The sequence below is a fragment of the Streptomyces kryoterrae genome (assembly GCF_054072135.1).
This window is the reverse complement of the sequence record NZ_CM133358.1, coordinates 2567055-2584276: the sequence shown is the minus strand read 5'-3', so window position 1 is coordinate 2584276 and position 17222 is coordinate 2567055. Positions and strand designations below refer to the sequence as shown.

The following is a 17222-nucleotide window of genomic DNA, read 5'->3' as shown; positions in this document are numbered from 1 at the left end:
TTGGGCATGCAGTCAAGCACCGGTCGCTCCAACGGACGCGGGGGCGGCCCCGAGAGTTCGGCCGAGCCCCCCGAAGGTCGTGACACCGCCCCGACCCACGCGGGGGTGGGTGGGGACCCGCGATTCGAAGACCCCTGGTACGACGCGCTCGCCTCTGGCTGGGGCGAGTTGGACGGCACGGGTGCACCCGCGCCCGTCGTCCCGCCCGTGCGCCGGGAGCAGGAGGGGCGGGGTGGCGGCGCGGCCGACGTCTATCTGGAGGTGCAGCGCAGCGCCGCCTTCCAGGAGGTGCGCAGTCGGTACCGGAGGTTCGTGATCCCCGGCGTCGCCATCTTCTTCTCCTGGTACGTGGGCTATGTGGTGACCGCGACCACGGCGCCCGGATTCATGGCCCGGCCCGTAGTGGGCGCGGTGAACGTGGCGATGCTGGCGGGACTCGGACAGTTCCTCACGACGTTCCTGTTCACCTGGGCGTACGCACGGCACGCACGGCTGCGCAGGGACCGGGCCGCGCTCGACCTGCGCTGGGACACCCAGGAACTGACGCGCGGCCTCAGAGGCGGTGGATCGTGACCGGCAACCATCAGACGCTGGCGCTGGTGCTGTTCAGCGCGTTCGTGGCCGTCACACTGGCCATCACCACATGGGTGAGCCGGCACCGCCAGGGCTCGGCGGAGGAGTTCTACGCGGGCGGTCGGCTCTTTTCCCCGATAGAGAATGGTTTTGCCATCGCGGGCGACTACATGTCGGCCGCGTCCTTCCTCGGCATCTCCGGTCTCATCGCGCTCTTCGGCTACGACGGACTGCTGTACTCGGTGGGCTTCCTGGTCGCCTGGCTCGTCGTGCTGTTCCTGGTCGCCGAACTGGTGCGCAACTGCGGGCGGTTCACCCTGGCCGATGTCGTCGCGTCGCGGATGCGGGAGCGGCCGGTGCGGATCGCCGCGGGAACTTCCTCGGTCACCGTGTCCGTTCTGTATTTGGTGGCACAAATGGTGGGGGCGGGCAGCCTGGTCGCGCTGCTGCTGGGCGGGACGAGCGAGGCGGCGCAGTCCTGGACGGTGATCGCGGTCGGCGCGCTCATGGTGATCTATGTGTCGTTGGGAGGGATGCGGGCCACTACCTGGATCCAGATCGTCAAGGCGGTCCTGCTGATGGGCGGGGCGATCACGCTGACCGTGCTGGTGCTGGTGCGGTTCCACGGCGACTTCGACCAACTGCTGCGCACGGCGGCCGAACGCAGTGGTCATGGTGACGCGTTCCTCGCCCCCGGGCTGAGGTACGGCGGTGACTGGACCTCGCGCTTCGACTTCATGAGCCTGGGGCTCGCCCTCGTACTGGGTACGGCCGGGCTGCCGCACATCCTCTCCCGCTTCTACACCGTGCCGACCGCCAGGGCCGCGCGCCGATCGGTCGTCTGGTCGATCGGGCTCATCGGTGGCTTCTACCTGATGACGATCGTCCTCGGCTTCGGCGCGGCGGCGATCGTCGGACCGCAGGCCGTCCGTGGATCGAACGCGGCCGGGAACACCGCGGTCCCGTTGCTGGCCCTCGATCTGGGCGGCGGAGCGGACTCCACAGGCGGAACGGTTCTGTTCGCTATCGTCGCTGCCATCGCCTTCGCAACGATTCTCGCGGTGGTCGCGGGCATCACCCTCGCATCCTCGGCGTCCGTGGCCCACGACCTGTACGCGTCACTGCGGCGCCCGGGTGCCAAGGCACGCAGCGAGGTGGCCGTGGCCCGCACTTCCGCGGTCGGCATCGGCGTGGTCGCGATCGCCCTCGGCCTGCTGGCCCGCGATCTCAATGTCGCGTTCCTGGTGGGTCTCGCCTTCGCTGTCGCAGCGTCCGCGAACCTGCCGGTGCTGCTCTACTCGCTGTTCTGGGGCGGCTTCACGACCAGGGGTGCGGTGTGGTCGGTGTACGGGGGGCTGATTCCGTCAGTGGTCCTCGTACTGCTGTCGCCCGTGGTGTCGGGGAGCCCCGAATCGCTGTTCCCGGGAGTGGACTTCCAGTACTTCCCGCTGCAGAACCCGGGCCTCGTCTCGATCCCGCTGGGATTCCTCGCCGGCTGGCTCGGCACGGTCACCTCGGCGGAGGATCCGGACGAGGCCAAGCACGCGGAGACCGAGGTGCGGTCGCTCACGGGGGCGGGGGCCGTTTGACGGGCGGCGATTTCACTGTTGTGCGACCGTGAAGGGCAAGGAAGGGACTCAGGGGGCCACCCATGCGTACCGGTGTTCGGGGCGGCCCGTGTCGCCGTACTTGAGGGAGAGGCGGAGGCGGCCTGCCTGTTCCAGATGGCGGAGGTAGCGCTGGGCCGTGGAGCGGCTCAGGCCTGTCTCGGCGGCCACCTCGTGAGCGGAGAGCGGGTGGCCGGCGCGGTGAAGCACGCCGCAGATGAGGTCCGTGGTCGGTTCCGAGTGGCCGCTCGGAAGGCAGGGGGGCGAGGGGGCGGGCGGCGTGCGCAGGGCACCGAAGATCCGGTCGACCTGCTCCTGCCCGGCGTGGCTCCGGTCCCCTACGTGGTCGACGGTGCGGCGCAGGGCGGCGTAGGAGTCCAGGCGGGTGCGCAGTGCGGCGAAGGTGAACGGCTTGACCAGGTAGTGCAGCGCGCCCAAGCGCATCGCGGCCTGTACGGTCACCACGTCGCTCGCTGCCGTGATCATGATGACATCGGTGCATTGGCCCTGTTCGCGCATACGGTGCACGAGTTCGAGTCCCGTCTGGTCGGGCAGGTAGTGGTCGAGCAGGACCAGATCGATGCTGCCCTGCTGCACGGCGGCAAGGGCCTGAGCTGCGTTGTGCGCGCGGGCGGCGACCCTGAAACCGGGAACCCTGCCCACATACCTGGCGTTGATCTCTGCGACACGGAAGTCGTCGTCCACTACGAGGACGTCAATCATCGGGCCTCTCCCTCAGGGCCGACGAGCGGCAAGCCCGTGCGGTGAACCCGTGTTGCGGCTCCGCTGCTTTGGCGCGCGGAACAAGCAGAACAGATTTTCGCAAGCAGAGGTACGGCTTGCGCCCCGAAGTCCGATGTTGTGGCATGCGCCATGTCTCCCGCCACCGAACAGCGGGGCGCGAGCAAGATCTTCACAACTCCGCGGCGCTCGCCCTCAGGGGCGGGTCGCCCACACATAACGGTGTTCGGGGCGGCCCGCGTCACCGTACTTGAGGGTCAGCCTGGCCCGTCCCGTGCGCTCCAGCAGCTTCAGATAGCGCTGGGCGGTCTGGCGGCTCACCCCGGTCCGTTCGGCGATCTCCTGGGCCGACAGGGGGCCTTCGGCGTTCACCAGGGCTCGGCGCACGAGTTCGGCGGTGGTGGGGGAGTGTCCCTTGGGCAGCTCGGGCTCGGGTCCGGAGGACAGGGCGCCGAAGATCCGGTCCACCTCGGCCTGTTCGGCCTCGCCACCGCCGTCGAGGGTGCGGCGCAGCTCCGCGTACGCCTCCAGCTTGGCGCGCAGCCCCGCGAAGGCGAACGGCTTGACCAGATACTGCAGCGCCCCCTGCCGCATCGCCGCCTGCACGGTCGACACGTCCCGGGCCGCCGTCACCATGATCACGTCCGTCTCGTGGCCGCGCCGGCGCATCTCCTGGACGACGGAGAGGCCCGTGCCGTCGGGCAGATAGTGGTCCATGAGGACGAGGTCGAGGTGCGGCAGCGCCTCCAACCGCCGCAGTGCCTCGGCCGCGCTGTGCGCCGCTCCCGCAACATGGAAGCCGGGCACCTTCTCGACATAGGCGGCGTTGACGCGTGCCACCCGGATGTCGTCGTCCACGACCAGGACCTCGATCATCTCGACTCCTCCTGTGTGGGGGACGCACCGGGGGCCAAGGTGATGGCCGGGGACGGTTCCGTGTCCGGGACACGCACGTGCTCCGCCTCCGGGACGTGACCGCGTCGGGGTTCCGCCGCCGGGTCCGTCTCCGCGAGTGCCTCGGGCAGTACGACCGTGAACTCCGCGCCCCCGCCCTCGGCCTCGTCCACGCGCGCGCTGCCACCCTGCCGCTCCGCGAGCCGGCGTACCAGGGGAAGACCGATTCCGCGCTTGCCGTGCGCCGGGGGCTTCTTCGTGGACCATCCCTCCGTAAAGATCAACTCGCGCTGTTCCGCCGGGATTCCGGGGCCCGTGTCGCACACCCGGAGGACCGCGGTTCGGCCCTCCGCGCGCAGTTCGACCTCCACGCGCGCGTGCGCGGTGCCGGCCACGGCGTCCAGCGCGTTGTCGACCAGATTGCCGACCACGGTGACCAGTCCCCTGGGATCGATCAGCCGGTCCGGGAGCAGGGTCCGGTCCGAGACCCACAGGGCGACACCGCGCTCCGCTGCCACGGTGGCCTTGCCGACCAGCAGTGCGGCGAGCAGCGGATCGCGGATCTTCTCGGCGACCTGCTCCGCGGTGGCCCGATGGTCGCCCACCACCTCGCCGATGAACTCCGCGGCGTCGTCGTACATCTCCAGTTCGAGCAGGCCCAGGAGCGTGTGCATACGGTTGGCGTGTTCGTGGTCCTGGGCGCGCAGGGCGTCGAGCAGACCGTGCGTGGAGTCGAGTTCACGGCCGAGCTGCTCCAGCTCGGTGCGGTCGCGCAGGGTGGCGACGGCGCCGCCGTCGTCGGTGGGCATGCGGTTGGCGACCAGAACGCGCTGGCCACGCACAGTGAGCAGGTCGGTTCCGGTCACACGTCCGGCCAGCACATCGGTCGTACGTCCGGCACCGAGCGCCTCGTCCAGGGAGCGGCCGACAGCCTCCTCGCCGATGCCCAGCAGGCGCTGTGCCTCGTCGTTGAGGAGCCGGACCCTGCCCGCGCGGTCCAGGGCGACGACACCCTCACGGATGCCGTGCAGCACGGCCTCGCGCTCCGCGAGCAACGCCGCGATGTCCGAGAAGGCCAGGTCCCGGGTCTGTCGCTGCACCCTCCGGGAGATCAGCCAGGCGGCCAGGGCGCCGACGGCCATGGCGCCGCCCGCGTAGGCGAGCAGCCCCGGAATCGCGTGGAACAGCAGGGCGCGGACGCTGTCGTACTCGATGCCGACCGAGACCGCCCCGACGACTCTGCCGCCGGTGTCGCGCAGTGGCACCTTGCCACGGGCCGAGCGGCCCAGGGTGCCGCTGTCGATCTCCATGACCTCCTTGCCCGCCAGGGCCTGGCGGGGGTCGGTGGAGACGACCCGGCCGATCTCCTTCGGATCCGTGTGCGACCAGCGCACGCCATGCATGTCCATCACCACGACGTACTCGGCCCCGCTGGCCTTCCGGATCCGCTCCGCCTCGGTCTGCACCGGCCCGTCGGCCGACGGCCTGCTCGCCTGCAGGTCCGCGGCGATCTGCGGCTGGGCCGCGGTGGTCTGCGCGATCGCCAGCGCCCGGCGCATCGCCTGGTCGTCCAGCTGATCGCTGAGCGGGGCGAGGAACAGCCCGGTCGCGAGCACCGCGACTCCCGCGGCGATCGCCACCTGCATCAGCAGCACCTGCGAGAACATCCGCCGCGGCAGACCGAGGCGCAGGCGGCGTCCAGGGGGAGTGGGGCTCATACCCATGACGGTACGGGGATCAGCGGCCCGTGCCGTAGTGGGGTGTGACGTGGATCCCTTGATCAATGTGTGTACAGGTGTGCATGGGTGTGTACGAGGTGCTTGACGGGTGGACCGCGGGCGGTACGGGACGACGCGGGCGGTCAGCGCGTCGGAGCCGTGGACTCCAGTTCGCGCACGGCCACCACGTCGATCCGCGCCGGCGAACCCAACGCCGATCCGCAGCTCTCCGGGCGAGGCGGCAGCGAGGCGCCCTGGGTCACCGCGACACTCCACCGGCGCCCGTCCGTGTGAGCGACGGTCACCTCCCAGTGCGGTGCCGAACCGTCCGTCCGTACGACGCTCAGCGCGTCCGCCGCGTACTCGCGTGCCGCTGAGCGGACGGCCAGTTCCGCGGCCTGTCCGGGTCGCTCCCAGGCGGAACAGCCGCGACAGCCCTCCACGACGACACGCCCTTCGCGCACGCCCTGGAGGACCTCCTTGACGTGCGGGGCCTGGACGCGGCCGTACGCGTATCCGTACGGCAGGACGAGCAGCGTCGGGGAGAACCGGTGGCCGCCGAGGTGCGTGACCTCCCAGGCGCCCTCGACCCCGGAGGCGGCCAGTTCGGCGGCGAGAGGGCGGCCGAGCAACGCGCAGCAGCGGTCGCGCTTGCCGTTGGTGCAGACGAGCGCGAGGGGGTCCCCGGTGTGGGGCCGCCCCTGGAGTGCGGCGTCGAAGGTCTGGGGGGCGCCCTTGCCGAGCGCGGCGAAGTCGAGGTCGAGCAACTGCTCGGGGGCGCGGGTCGTGGCGCTGTGCAGCCAGACGTTCCCTGGCGAGGTGTGGGCCGCGTACACCTGTCGTACGGCGGGTGGCCCGAAGTCGGCGTGCCGGCCGGGGCGGCGGATCAGCGCGATCCGTACGCCGGTGCCCTCCGCGGCCTTCTCCAGGGCGCGCCCGAGGGCGGGGTCCAGGTGGCTCATGGTGAGCGCCTGGGCACCCCACGGGCCCGACTGCTCCAGCAGCAGCCACGTCCTCGCGGTCGCCGCGGTTCCCGCGATGGGCTCGTCGAGGTCCCGGGAGACGGTTGCGCACCTACTCACAGAGGTGAGCCTAACCTGACTTGACGCGAGGCGACTTCCAGCCGCGCGGAACGGGTGGTTCCGGTGTCTCGGGCTACTCCGGGAGCGTTTGGGGAGGGCGCTCTCCGACGTAGATTCCGGACGGGCGCATCCGCAGCGGGCGCTCGCCGTACTCCTCCAGTGCGTGTGCGATCCAGCCGGCCGTACGGGCGACGGCGAAGATGGTCTCGCCTGCCGACGCTCCCATGCCGCAGGCGACGGTGAACACGGCCAGGGCAAGGTCCACATTGGCGTGCAGGGGGGTGTGACGGGCGGTGGTCGTCACGATGTCGCGGGCCGCGGCGAGAGCGGGCGCGGCGTGCGGCATCTCGTCGAGGAGCGCGAAGAGGGCACGCGCGCGTGGATCCTCACCGGGGTAGAGCCGGTGGCCGAGCCCGGGGACGCGGCGGCCCGCGCGCAGCTCGTCCGCGACCACGGGAGCCGCGTCGCCCTCGTCGAGCACGTCGAGGAGCATCCGGTGTGCCAGGCCGCTGGCGGCGCCGTGAAGGGGGCCTTCGAGGACGCCGAGTCCGGCCGAGACGGCCGCGTAGGGGTGCGCGCGAGCGGATGCCGCGACGCGTACGGCGAGGGTCGAGGCGGCCAGGTCGTGGTCGACGAGGAGGCCGAGTGCTGTGTCCAGGGCGTGCAGTGACGCCTCGTCGGCGATCCGGACGGTGAGCCGGGCCCAGAGGCGGTGGGCCAGCGGACCGTCGTCGCGGTGGCCGGGTGCGCGTGGCGGCAGGGCGGCGACGAGGGTGGGGATGAGGGTGCGGGCGGTGCCCAGCACGGTGCCCTCGGAGAGGTCGAAGCGGAGCGGATCGACCGCTGCCGCGGCGATGGCGGCGACCCGGAGCCGGTCGACCGGGTCACTGTGCTCCGGCAGCGCGTTGACGGAGCGGCGGGCGGCGGCGACAGAGGCCTTGGGCGCGGTGAAGATGGCACCGGGGCGCAGGGTGCCGGTCCACAGCCATTCGGCGACTTCTTCGTAGGAGTGGCGTGCGGCCAGCTCGGCGGCGTCGACGCCCCGGAAGTAGTACCGGTCCTTGTCGATGAGGGTGAGCCGGGTCCGTACGGACAGCTCGCCGCCCGAGGTCGAACTCCCCGCGCTCTCCCGCTTGTTGCGGCGGGCGAGCCCCTCCACCTCCGTGGCGTCGAAGGTGCTGCCCCGGCCCCCGGGATCACGTCGGCTGCTGAGCTGACCACGACTCACGTACGCGTACACGGTCTCGGGCTTCACACCGAGCAGTTCGGCGGTCTCCCTGGTGTTCAGCCGGCGGCTGGGGTGGTCGGGGGCGGGTTCCTGATCGCGCATGTAGGTCACCGTATCCGTATGGACTATGTATTGATTCAATCAATATTGACATCGTTTTCATCAATCATGGACAGTTGAATCAAGTTCAGGGAGGAAACATGCCGAACAATCGGGCCGCAACAGCCGCAAACACCGTTGTCGACGTACCGCGAGGACTCGCGGGCGTCGTCGTCACCGACACCCGAATTGGTGACGTCAGGGGGCGCGAGGGCTTTTACCACTACCGCCAGTAAATCTGCCGCACCCTTTCTGACCTGGGCTTATGAGGGTTAAAGCGGCTGTGACCTGCTAGGACGGGTTGCAGAGGCGATCGGAGGCAGTCAGAGGAAAACGCTCTGATTCGACCCCGGTACGACCCGGGTCGCTCGGAGGCAGTCAGAGGCAGTGCCTCTGCAAGCTGCTTCTGGGAGGCCCGAGTTGACGGAGATCGATCAGGAGCGGCGACCTCGACGGCTCTCCGCTCCTGCCTTGGTCGAGTTGCGATGGGGACGCCTGCCTCCAGAGCGGGGCCAGGCATACGAATGCTGTCAATCCCCTCGAACTGTGGAGACCTTCCTATGCAGCCAGCTCCTCGGTGAAGCTGGCCCAGTAGTCGTGTTCGTAGTCGATCGGGCTCTTCCAATGGCACACGCTGTGTAGCCGACGGGTGTTGTAGAAGTCGGTGATCCAGGTCGCGATCCTGATCCGGGCCGCGGCGCGGGTGGCGAAGGTGTGCCGGTGGACGTACTCGACTTTGAGCACGCTGTTGAACGCCTCGCTGACGGCGTTGTCGAAACAAGATCCGACGCGGCCCATGGACTGGAAAACGCTCAGCCGGTGGCAGGCCCGGCGGAACCTCCGTGAGGCGTATTCCGCCGTGGCCAGGTACAGCTTGCCCTCGCCGGTTTCGATCTCCGTCATGTCCCCGCACCAGACCAGGTCGGGTGCCTCGGCGCTGAAGTCTCGGCGCACGAAGTCCGGGGCGGCCGGCCGCTTCCCCGGGCAGGTCAGCCCCCGCCGTCTGCGTACCTTCCGCGCGGCCAGGCCGAGCTCGGCCATGATCTTCGCGATGGTGTTCACCGAGACCCGCCAGCCCTGCCTCACCAGCCTGATCCAGATCTTCGGCGAGCCGTAGGTGCCGCCGGAGTCGTCGAACTCTCCCTTCACCGCCTCGACCAGACGCTGTCTGCGCAGCTCACGCCGGGTGGGCTGGTGGGTGCGGTGTTTGTAGAACCACGACTCGCTCACGCCCAGGGCGCGGCAGGAGACGCGGTGCGAAATGCCGTGCTCGGTCCTGAAGTCGCTGATCACCCCGACGACGGACGCCGGGTCCGCCACGGCTACTTCACCCACAGGACCATGCAGCGTTTGAGGACATCACGCTCCAAGCCCAGCTCCTTGTTGTCCCGCCTGAGCTGGGCGTTCTCCCGCCGCAGACGCTCCAGCTCGTCACTTCCGCCGGCCGGTGCGGTCCCTGCCCGGCGGGCGTGGGAGACCCAGCTCGCCAGGGTGGTCTCGTTGATCCCCAGGTCTTCGGCAACCTCCGCGATCGTCTTGCCGGTCTCCATGACGATCCGTACAGCTCCCTCACGGAACTCCGGCTCGAACTTCCGTCGCTTCTCCGCCATGACTCCCAACTTCCCCTGCAGTCACGGTCTCTACGCTACGAGGGGAGGGACAGAGGCGTATTTGCGAGCCAGGGTCAGGCGACGGTCGGTACCGCCACTGGCGCTTGCGGTCCGACGTACCGTGCCGCCGGACGGATGATCTTCGAATCCTGCGCCTGTTCGAGGATGTTCGCTCCCCAGCCGACCACTCGCGCGGCCGCGAAGGTCGGGGTGAACATCTGCCGCGACAGGCCGCACAGTTCCATGACCACGCCCGCGTAGAACTCGACATTGGTGTGGAGTTCGCGGCCGGGCTTGAGTTCCGCCAGGATTGCCTCCACGCGCTGTTCGACCTCGACCGCGAAGTCGACCAGCGGACCACCGAACTGTTCCGCGATGCCACGCAGCATGCGGGAACGGGGATCCTCGGTGCGGTAGACGGGGTGGCCGAAGCCCATGATGCGGTCCCCGGCAAGGACGTGTTGCCGGATCCACGGATCGATACGGTCCCGGCTGCCGATCGCATCCAGCGTGTCCAGCGCACGGCTCGGAGCGCCGCCGTGGAGGGGGCCGGAGAGTGCCCCCACCGCGCCGGCCAGGGCGGCCGCCACGTCAGCCCCGGTCGATGCGATCACTCTCGCCGTGAACGTTGATGCGTTGAATCCATGGTCAATGGTCGAGATCAAGTACTGCTCGATCGCCCTCGCCCGGTCCGCGTCTGGTTCCGAACCGGTCAGCATGTAAAGGTAGTTCGCGGCGTACGGCAGATCCGTCCGCGGTTCCACCGGTTCGAGGCCCTGCCCGAGCCGGTACAGCGCCGTCAGCAGCGTGGGTACGGCCGCTGCGGCCGCGACCGTGTCCGCGCGCCGTTGGTCGGCGTCGATGTCGTACACCGGCCGGAACCCCTTCGAGGCGCCGAGCAGGGACAGTGCGGTCCGTAGACCGGCAAGCGGCCCGGAGGCGCCGCTCGCCGCGGCGAGGGCGGGCAATACGGCGCGCACGTCATCGGGCAGGCGGCGGAGTTGTGCTGTCTGTGCGGCGAACGCGGACAGTTGCGCAGCCTTCGGCAGTTCGCCGTGGACCATCAGGTACCAGACGTCCTCGAAGCCGCGGGTCCGCGCAAGGTCGACAGCTGAGTATTGGCGATAGTGGTAAAAGCCTTCCAGTCCTCTGACGTCACCGAGTGCGGTGTCGGTGACGATGACACCCGCGAGGCCCCGCGGTACATCGATCGAGGTGGACGCGGCTGGGTTGGTAGGCATGTTCCCTCCTTGAACTTGATTCGACTGTCCATGATTGACGTAGTGCACGTCAATATTGATTGAATCAATGTAATGCGATGTGGCGTGGCATCCGCGAGGGAGTGCGGGCTGGTGATCGCGCACATGGGTCCTCTGCTCGGCGCGCAGGACGCTCCGTAGCAGAACACTGCCGCGTGCTTGGGTGAGCCGCGGCCAGTCCAGCGCCGGTATGCCCGCGAGGACAAACCCTGTCATCGGCTACGACAGCCCGAGTTCAGGCTCAGTAGCCAGGGCGGGAGGTGGCAGCACGGCCGGCGGCCGTGGTGTCAGCCACGAACAGCCAGTCCGCGCGGACATCGGGGGCAATCGAACGGCGCTCTTCCGCTGGAACTTGCGGTCGAAAACCGATCGGTTTACGATGAGGCTGAACCGATCGGTTTTTCGTTGCGGAGGCGGGCGCGGCCATTTCATTGCTGGGAGTACGAATGGCTTCCCCGCGCGACACCGAAGGGCGGCATGCTGAGATTCCCGCGACCTTATTCTTCAGACGAGCGCTAAAAGCGTGTTCTTCATAGCCGGTCGCTGGGGTGGCGCATATCGCGACCCACGTCAACATCATCAACCATAGGCCGGCGTCCTGCTGCCAGCCCAGTGCCCGCCTAGAGCGGCAAACACCAGTTTTCTGAGACCGAAGAGAGTATTGGCATGAGTGAGAATCCGCAGAACAAGAAGTTTTACGCCCTGAATATGTTTGACGTGGTCGACGTGGAGAAGTACCTTGCGTATTTCAGCCGTCTGCCCGAAGTGGCTCCGAAGTATGGTGGCCGAATTGTGGCGTTTGGCCGATTCCGGGACAGCGTAGCCGGTGACCTCGCACCGCGGCAGGTTCTGTTTCTTGTTGAATGGGAGTCCGAAGAGGCGTTCAACAGCTTCCGGGACGATCCGGACTTGGCCGACTTGCATCCGCTGCGGGAGAACGGGACGGCGTCCTATGTCTGGCAGACGTTCGATGGTTCCGATATGAGTGACCCCGCCAGCGTTTCGCTCGATGACGTACTGGCGGTGCTCAAGCCTTGACCTCAGCATTTCGTGACGGCTCGCCAGTTGAACTGGCGAGCCGTTTCGGCTTGTTGGGCTGATGGGCGGGCAGCGTGAGGGCCCGGCTGCCGCGCCGGGTGCCCGCCGGGTTCCACGGCTCCGGTGGGGTTGTGCTGTTCGCAGGGGAGGGAACGTGCTGGCCGGCTGGGGTTCGGCAGGGCTTCGAGCTGGGCCAGGGTCTCGTTGCTCACACTGCTCCATGGCCAGTGGTGGGCGAGGCGGAGGGTGCGGCGGCGGCCGGTGGTGACCCGCCGGGCGGCGGTGGAGAACAGCCGCAGGCGGAGCTTGGCGCGGTTGCGACAGGCGAGGCTTGCCGGTCAGGGCGAGCATCGGCATTCAGGCGAGCTGGTCCAGGGCGATCTGGATGCTCTCCAGTCAGATCTGGTTCTGCGCCATGTCGTGGAGCGGGAAGTTGTGCAGGCCGGTGGCGCGGGCGGCGCAGATGCCGTCTTTGGCGCGGGCGCGCCGGCGGTGACGCAGTTCCAGGGCGGCGACGCCCCAGCGGCGCGGCACGGCATGTCGACGCGGATGCGGTCGCTCTGTTCGTGGAACGGCTGCGCGGATGTCGAGCAGCCGGTCAGGCGTCGAGACAACACCGGCGGCAGGCGCGGGCGTCGGTGCTCTCTGGTTGCTCACGGGTCAGAGACACCTCGTTCGCTTGCGTCATTGAAACCGATCTGTTTTCCTATGTGGAAACAGATCGGTTTCCGGCCAGTCTGCAGCCCATGACCAGCAGCAAAGGGAAAACATGACTACCACCTTCGACCGTGGGGCACCCGCTTCCGGGAAAACAGACCCGGGCCGCCGCGGCTCACATGCCGTGCGCTGGTGGGTGCTCGTCGTGCTTGGCGTGGCACAGCTCATGGTCACGCTCGATGCGACCGTCGTGAACATCGCGCTGCCCGAAGCGCAGCATGACCTCGGTTTCAGTGACGGCAGCCGGCAGTGGGTCATCACGGGGTACGCCCTGGCGTTCGGCAGTCTGCTGCTGCTCGGGGGCCGACTCGGTGACCTGTTCGGCCGGCGTACGACCTTCGTGACCGGCCTGATCGGTTTCGCGGCCGCATCCGTCGTCGGCGGCGCGGCCACCAGCTTCGACATACTCGTCGCGGCACGCGTGGCCCAGGGACTCTTCGCCGCGCTGCTTGCACCCGCGGCGCTCTCACTGCTCAGCGTGACCTTCACCGACCCGGCCGAAAGGCCGAAAGCCTTCGGCATCTTCAGTGCGTTGTCCGGTGCGGGCGCCGCAGTCGGACTCCTGCTCGGCGGCATGCTCACCGAATGGGCGTCATGGCGCTGGGTGATGTACGTCAACGTCGTCTTCGCGGGCGTCGCGCTGGCCGGTGCGCTGTTGTTGCTGGCCAAGCCCGTGGTCACCGCGCGACCCAAGATCGACATTCCGGGCGCAGTCGTGGTGAGCGCCGCGCTGTTCGGCATCGTCTACGGGTTCGCGCACGTCGAATCCACCAGTTGGACCGACCCGGTCGCCCTTGGCTCCATGATCAGCGGCGTGGTGCTGCTCGCGGTGTTCGTCTGGCTGGAGCTCAGGGTCGCGCATCCGCTGCTGCCGCTGCGCGTCGTGCTGGACCGGACCCGAGGCGGTTCGTTCCTGGCCGTGTTCGTCCTGGGCATGGGGATGTTCTCGATCTTCCTGTTCCTGACCTACTACCTGGAGGCCAGCATCGGCTACTCGCCGATCGAGGCCGGTCTGGCGTTCCTGCCGATGGTCGGCGGCATCGTCGCCTCGTCGACCACGGTGCCTTCGCTGCTGCTGCCCAGGGTCGGCCCGAAGATCGTGGTCAGCGCCGGCTTCCTGGTCTCCGCGTCCGGCATGGCTCTGCTGACCCGGCTCACGCTGGACAGCGCCTATGTCGCCGACATCATGCCGGGCATGATCCTGCTGGGCCTCGGTATCGGTGCGGTGATGACCACCGCGTTCCAGGGTGCGACCGCGGGCGTGCACCACGAGGACGCGGGCGTCGCCTCGGCGCTGATCAACACCAGCCAGCAGGTGGGCGGCTCGATCAGCACGGCACTTCTCACAACCGTTGCCTCATCGGCCGCGACCGACTACCTGTCCTCGCACCAGCCCGGCGCGCTGACCGCGGCCCAGGCCGGGGTCGAGAGCTACACGGCCACCCTGGCGTGGGGCGCCGGGATCTTCGTGGTCGGCGCGGTACTCACCGCGTTCCTGATGCCGAACAAGGCTCTGGCGCCATCAGAGGGCGAGCCCGTCATCGCCCACTGAGTCCGATCCGACGAGGAGCGCAGTGATCACAACAAGTGGCACTGGGAAATGTCTTGTTGCCTGCGATGACTGGTGCCCTCCAGGCGCAGATCGGCGAAGGAGGACGGGGCGTCTCCGAGATGGCCCCACCTCTGCCCCCGCGATCCGTCTTGAGGAATCTGATCATCGCAAGTAGCGGGCACTGTCCGTCAACACGGCCTCGGATCCGAGATGTGTGAATTTACGCAGCTGATGGGCACGCTGGTCATGCCGGGTGCGGTAGGCCTCATAGGGTGGCTGCCTCCTGCCTCCTGCCTCCTGCCTCCTGCGTTCTGCGTTCTGCTGCCGCTGTACTCGGCGTGCGCCATCGCGGTCTCCAGGATCGGTGCGCTGACCTCCTTGCCGTGTTCGGCAAGCCCCGGCATGTTGGTGGTCACGTCGTTCTGTGTCGCGATGCGCTGTCCGGCGGTCGGTGCCACCACTCGCTCAAGTTGCTGCCCGTCTGCTGCGCTTCCTCACGGAGTCCGAGCCGCTGCGGCGGATCACCGGCGGTGTTCGCTCGATCCTCTGCAATAGCGCCCAGGTGGCGCGGGCCTGGACCGGGGCTGGGTGAGGATGGTCGTCGGCCTCATCGCGGCCACACTCTTCCGCTTCGGGAGTGACGGGCTGGTCCCGGCCGCCAGGGGCCGCGACGCGACCCCGCCGAGGCGAAGCCCGAGAAGAGCGCAGCCCGGCGTAGCGGAACCCTACTGACATGCCCGCTCGCGGTGGGCGGTGCCACGGTAGCCCTGGCAAAGCGGCAAAACCGATCGGTTTTCATTTCGTCCGCGTCGAGTTAACCTCGCAGTATGACCACCGTAGTGAAGCCAAGTACCAGAGAGCGGCTGCTGGAGGCAGCGGCCACGCTCACCTACCGAGATGGTGTCGGCATCGGCATCGACGCCCTGTGCAAGGCAGCCGGAGTGTCGAAGCGCTCCATGTACCAGCTGTTCGAGAGCAAGGATGAACTGCTGGCAGCAAGCCTGGAGGAACGCGCCGCCGCCTTCGTGGCCGGGCTCCTGCCCCCGGCGGACGACGGCCGTTCACCCCGCGAGCGGATCCTGTATGTCTTCGAGCAATTGGAGTCGCAGTCGGGTGCGCCCGAGTTCCGAGGCTGCCGGTACCTGGCTGTCCAGGTTGAACTCAAGGATCAGAGCCACCCCGCAAGCCGGGTGGCCCACCGGATCAAGGCGAACCTGGCAGGTTTCCTCCGTGCCGAGGCCGAGAAAGGTGGCGCGAGTGATCCCGACCTGCTGGCCCGGCAGCTGATCCTGGTCTTCGACGGCGCCAGCGCCCGCGCGGGAATCGGTGCCGACAAACTGCCGGGGCTCATCGCGCCCACAGTGACCACCCTGCTCGACACGGCAGGCATGCGCTGACGCATCGCGTTTCCGGAACGCTCCCTTACTGTCCGGTGCTCAGGGGAAGCCCAATGGCCGCAAGGGCGTTGCCGAGCATGCCGCAGGCGAAGAAGCTCGCGATCTCTTCGCTATCGGCGCCGAGCGACAGGCGCATGGCCTCCCAGATCCTCATCCAGCCGGCCCGGACGAGTTCACCGATCAGGTCATCGCCCTGCGCCTCGGCGGCCGTCACGATCGCGTATCCCCGCATCTGCATCAGGAGCGTTTCGGGGTGCGTCGAGATCGGCTGGTTGTAGGCGCGAGCGGCAGAGGCCGGCTTGGTCAGAGTCCGCTGGCAGGCCAGCGGCAAGGCCCACCGAACCGACTGCCGCACGGCCTTTGCGCTCTGCATCATTCGAGGCAGGCCGGGGAAAACGTCTTCACGGCCCGGCTGCGAAGCATCCGCCTCGACGGCGCCCCGTGCCCGTCTCGTCGGTCAGCGCGGTGCCATGCGGATGGCGCCGTCGAGGCGGATGACCTCGCCGTTGAGCATGGGGTTCTCGACGATGTGTCGCGCCAGGGCGGCGAACTCGGCCGGATCGGCGAGGCGCGTGGGGTGAGGGACCTGTCGCCCGAGGGAGTCACGGGCCTCCTGGGGCAGTCCTGCCATGAGCGGGGTGTCGAAGAGGCCTGGTGCGATGGAGACCACGCGGATGAGGTGCTGGGGTGATGGCGATGCGTCAGCGCAACTCTGCGGCATCGAGTCCCGCACCCCAAGGCGCACTGCTCACCGGTTGACCGTCTGACGCTGCGGCGGCCGAACGTGATCGCACATCTACCCGAGTCCGGCCGGTGGGGGCACCCGGGAAGCAGTTCCTGCTTTGACTTGCGTCATGAAACTGATCGGTTTACTGTACGGGAAACCGATCAGTTTCCCGCCTCTTTCCACTTTGGAGTACGTCATGACTGCACTCAAGGGCGCGAACGTCTTCGTCACCGGCGGCAGCCGCGGGATAGGCAAGGCCCTGGTGGAGGAGCTCTATGCGCGTGGGGCCGGCAAGGTGTACGCCACGGCCCGCGACCCGCGCAGCGTGACGCACCCGGACGCGGTCCCGGTGGCGCTGGAGGTCACCGACCCGACCTCCGTGGCGGCGGCCGCCGCGCAGGCGGACGATGTCACCGTGCTGATCAACAACGCGGGTGCCGCGGTCGGCGCGTCCTTCCTGGACTCTCCGGTCGACGACGTGCGCCGCGAGTTCGAGACCAACTTCTACGGCCCGCTGCTGCTCACCCGGGCCTTCGTGCCGGTCATCGAGCGCAACGGCGGCGGCCACCTCCTCAACGTGCACTCCGTGCTGTCCTGGCTGGCGCTCGGCGGCTCCTACAGCGCCTCCAAGGCCGCCCTGTGGTCACAGAGCAACTCCCTGCGCCTGGAGCTTGAGCCACGCGGCATCACCGTCACCGGACTGCATGTCGGCTACGTCGACACCGACCTGGCGGCCGGCGTCGACGCCCCCAAGTCCGACCCCCGTGACGTCGCCGCACTCGCCCTCGACGGCGTCGAGACGGGAGCGTACGAGGTGCTCGCCGACGACATCTCACGGCAGGTCAAAGCAGGCCTCGCCGGCGACCTGGCCGACCTGTACACCCAGCTGGCCAAGTAGGCCGCAGACCACGGTGAGGGTTGTGGCCGCGCCCCACCCCGCCTGCCCGACCGTATCCGCATCACCCATACGCAGTTCACCC

General features: G+C 68.6%; 15 protein-coding genes and 3 pseudogenes. 7 read left to right on the top strand and 11 right to left on the bottom strand.

Annotated features, from left to right (window positions below):
* Nucleotides 1-6 precede the first annotated feature (6 nt).
* Together ACW4TU_RS10825 and ACW4TU_RS10820 are read left to right on the top strand one after the other, a co-directional pair.
* A complete protein-coding gene (locus ACW4TU_RS10825; RefSeq protein WP_457427011.1) occupies nucleotides 7-573 on the top strand; it encodes a DUF485 domain-containing protein in 567 nt (188 codons plus the stop codon).
* Complete coding sequence (locus tag ACW4TU_RS10820) at nucleotides 570-2162, top strand: solute symporter family protein (protein ID WP_457427009.1); 1593 nt, start codon at nucleotides 570-572, stop codon at nucleotides 2160-2162. Before ACW4TU_RS10825 ends, ACW4TU_RS10820 begins: the two co-directional genes overlap by 4 nt.
* Before the next feature lie 48 nt (nucleotides 2163-2210).
* On the opposite strand, the gene ACW4TU_RS10815 is transcribed toward ACW4TU_RS10820, so the two are convergent.
* From ACW4TU_RS10815 to ACW4TU_RS10795, 5 genes are all read right to left on the bottom strand, one after another.
* Nucleotides 2211-2903, bottom strand: coding sequence for a response regulator (locus tag ACW4TU_RS10815; protein WP_457427007.1), 693 nt, complete (start codon nucleotides 2901-2903; stop codon nucleotides 2211-2213).
* Nucleotides 2904-3116: 213 nt separating this feature from the next.
* Nucleotides 3117-3797, bottom strand: a complete 681-nt coding sequence (locus ACW4TU_RS10810) for a response regulator (RefSeq protein WP_457427005.1) — start codon at nucleotides 3795-3797, stop codon at nucleotides 3117-3119.
* Nucleotides 3794-5533, bottom strand: coding sequence for an ATP-binding protein (locus ACW4TU_RS10805; protein WP_457427003.1), 1740 nt, complete (start codon nucleotides 5531-5533; stop codon nucleotides 3794-3796). The genes ACW4TU_RS10810 and ACW4TU_RS10805 overlap by 4 nt, the downstream gene beginning before the upstream one ends.
* Nucleotides 5534-5676: 143 nt before the next feature.
* The gene (locus ACW4TU_RS10800) at nucleotides 5677-6615 is read right to left on the bottom strand and encodes a sucrase ferredoxin (RefSeq protein WP_457427001.1); all 939 of its coding nucleotides are present in this window, start codon (nucleotides 6613-6615) and stop codon (nucleotides 5677-5679) included.
* 73 nt (nucleotides 6616-6688) lie between these two features.
* Nucleotides 6689-7945, bottom strand: a complete 1257-nt coding sequence (locus tag ACW4TU_RS10795) for a citrate/2-methylcitrate synthase (protein WP_457426999.1) — start codon at nucleotides 7943-7945, stop codon at nucleotides 6689-6691.
* Between the two features lie 98 nt (nucleotides 7946-8043).
* On the opposite strand from ACW4TU_RS10795, the pseudogene ACW4TU_RS10790 reads away from it, so the two are divergent.
* Nucleotides 8044-8175 (top strand): annotated as a pseudogene (locus ACW4TU_RS10790) (citrate synthase/methylcitrate synthase); the annotation flags it as partial.
* A gap of 325 nt (nucleotides 8176-8500) precedes the next feature.
* On the opposite strand, the gene ACW4TU_RS10785 reads toward ACW4TU_RS10790, so the two are convergent.
* The 3 genes from ACW4TU_RS10785 to ACW4TU_RS10775 form a co-directional block, all read right to left on the bottom strand.
* Nucleotides 8501-9277, bottom strand: coding sequence for an IS3 family transposase (locus ACW4TU_RS10785; RefSeq protein WP_457426997.1), 777 nt, complete (start codon nucleotides 9275-9277; stop codon nucleotides 8501-8503).
* The gene (locus tag ACW4TU_RS10780) at nucleotides 9265-9552 is read right to left on the bottom strand and encodes a transposase (RefSeq protein ID WP_457426995.1); all 288 of its coding nucleotides are present in this window, start codon (nucleotides 9550-9552) and stop codon (nucleotides 9265-9267) included. Before ACW4TU_RS10780 ends, ACW4TU_RS10785 begins: the two co-directional genes overlap by 13 nt.
* 74 nt (nucleotides 9553-9626) lie before the next feature.
* Nucleotides 9627-10793, bottom strand: a complete 1167-nt coding sequence (locus ACW4TU_RS10775) for a citrate synthase (RefSeq protein WP_457430024.1) — start codon at nucleotides 10791-10793, stop codon at nucleotides 9627-9629.
* A 684-nt stretch (nucleotides 10794-11477) separates the two neighbouring features.
* On the opposite strand from ACW4TU_RS10775, the gene ACW4TU_RS10770 reads away from it, so the two are divergent.
* Nucleotides 11478-11849, top strand: coding sequence for a DUF1330 domain-containing protein (locus ACW4TU_RS10770; protein WP_457426993.1), 372 nt, complete (start codon nucleotides 11478-11480; stop codon nucleotides 11847-11849).
* A 167-nt stretch (nucleotides 11850-12016) separates the two neighbouring features.
* On the opposite strand, the pseudogene ACW4TU_RS10765 reads toward ACW4TU_RS10770, so the two are convergent.
* Nucleotides 12017-12365: pseudogene (locus ACW4TU_RS10765) on the bottom strand (transposase); the annotation flags it as partial.
* Nucleotides 12366-12618: 253 nt separating this feature from the next.
* Between ACW4TU_RS10765 and ACW4TU_RS10760 the strand changes: the two are divergent.
* On the top strand, nucleotides 12619-14118 hold the full coding sequence (locus ACW4TU_RS10760) for an MFS transporter (RefSeq protein WP_457426991.1): 1500 nt from the start codon (nucleotides 12619-12621) through the stop codon (nucleotides 14116-14118).
* Between the two features lie 827 nt (nucleotides 14119-14945).
* Complete coding sequence (locus ACW4TU_RS10755; protein WP_457426989.1) at nucleotides 14946-15515, top strand: TetR/AcrR family transcriptional regulator; 570 nt, start codon at nucleotides 14946-14948, stop codon at nucleotides 15513-15515.
* Nucleotides 15516-15540: 25 nt separating this feature from the next.
* Here the strand turns inward: ACW4TU_RS10755 and ACW4TU_RS10750 are convergent, their stop codons facing one another.
* Both ACW4TU_RS10750 and ACW4TU_RS10745 read right to left on the bottom strand, forming a co-directional pair.
* Complete coding sequence (locus ACW4TU_RS10750) at nucleotides 15541-15891, bottom strand: hypothetical protein (protein WP_457426987.1); 351 nt, start codon at nucleotides 15889-15891, stop codon at nucleotides 15541-15543.
* Between the two features lie 81 nt (nucleotides 15892-15972).
* Nucleotides 15973-16191 (bottom strand): annotated as a pseudogene (locus ACW4TU_RS10745) (3-hydroxyacyl-CoA dehydrogenase); the annotation flags it as partial.
* Nucleotides 16192-16438: 247 nt separating this feature from the next.
* Here ACW4TU_RS10745 and ACW4TU_RS10740 point away from each other — a divergent pair.
* Nucleotides 16439-17140 (top strand): SDR family oxidoreductase, encoded by a 702-nt coding sequence (locus ACW4TU_RS10740; protein ID WP_457426985.1) that lies wholly within the window; start codon nucleotides 16439-16441, stop codon nucleotides 17138-17140.
* The last annotated feature ends 82 nt before the right edge of the window (nucleotides 17141-17222 follow it).

What these genes read in the sequence shown, in the direction of transcription:
- ACW4TU_RS10750 (WP_457426987.1), bottom strand. Translation starts at nt 15,891, where the DNA reads ATGATGCAGAGCGCAAAGGCCGTGCGGCAGTCGGTTCGGTGGGCCTTG.
- ACW4TU_RS10770 (WP_457426993.1), top strand. Translation starts at nt 11,478, where the DNA reads ATGAGTGAGAATCCGCAGAACAAGAAGTTTTACGCCCTGAATATGTTT.
- ACW4TU_RS10795 (WP_457426999.1), bottom strand. Translation starts at nt 7,945, where the DNA reads ATGCGCGATCAGGAACCCGCCCCCGACCACCCCAGCCGCCGGCTGAAC.
- ACW4TU_RS10755 (WP_457426989.1), top strand. Translation starts at nt 14,946, where the DNA reads ATGACCACCGTAGTGAAGCCAAGTACCAGAGAGCGGCTGCTGGAGGCA.
- ACW4TU_RS10815 (WP_457427007.1), bottom strand. Translation starts at nt 2,903, where the DNA reads ATGATTGACGTCCTCGTAGTGGACGACGACTTCCGTGTCGCAGAGATC.
- ACW4TU_RS10805 (WP_457427003.1), bottom strand. Translation starts at nt 5,533, where the DNA reads ATGAGCCCCACTCCCCCTGGACGCCGCCTGCGCCTCGGTCTGCCGCGG.
- ACW4TU_RS10810 (WP_457427005.1), bottom strand. Translation starts at nt 3,797, where the DNA reads ATGATCGAGGTCCTGGTCGTGGACGACGACATCCGGGTGGCACGCGTC.
- ACW4TU_RS10825 (WP_457427011.1), top strand. Translation starts at nt 7, where the DNA reads ATGCAGTCAAGCACCGGTCGCTCCAACGGACGCGGGGGCGGCCCCGAG.
- ACW4TU_RS10780 (WP_457426995.1), bottom strand. Translation starts at nt 9,552, where the DNA reads ATGGCGGAGAAGCGACGGAAGTTCGAGCCGGAGTTCCGTGAGGGAGCT.
- ACW4TU_RS10760 (WP_457426991.1), top strand. Translation starts at nt 12,619, where the DNA reads ATGACTACCACCTTCGACCGTGGGGCACCCGCTTCCGGGAAAACAGAC.
- ACW4TU_RS10775 (WP_457430024.1), bottom strand. Translation starts at nt 10,793, where the DNA reads ATGCCTACCAACCCAGCCGCGTCCACCTCGATCGATGTACCGCGGGGC.
- ACW4TU_RS10740 (WP_457426985.1), top strand. Translation starts at nt 16,439, where the DNA reads ATGACTGCACTCAAGGGCGCGAACGTCTTCGTCACCGGCGGCAGCCGC.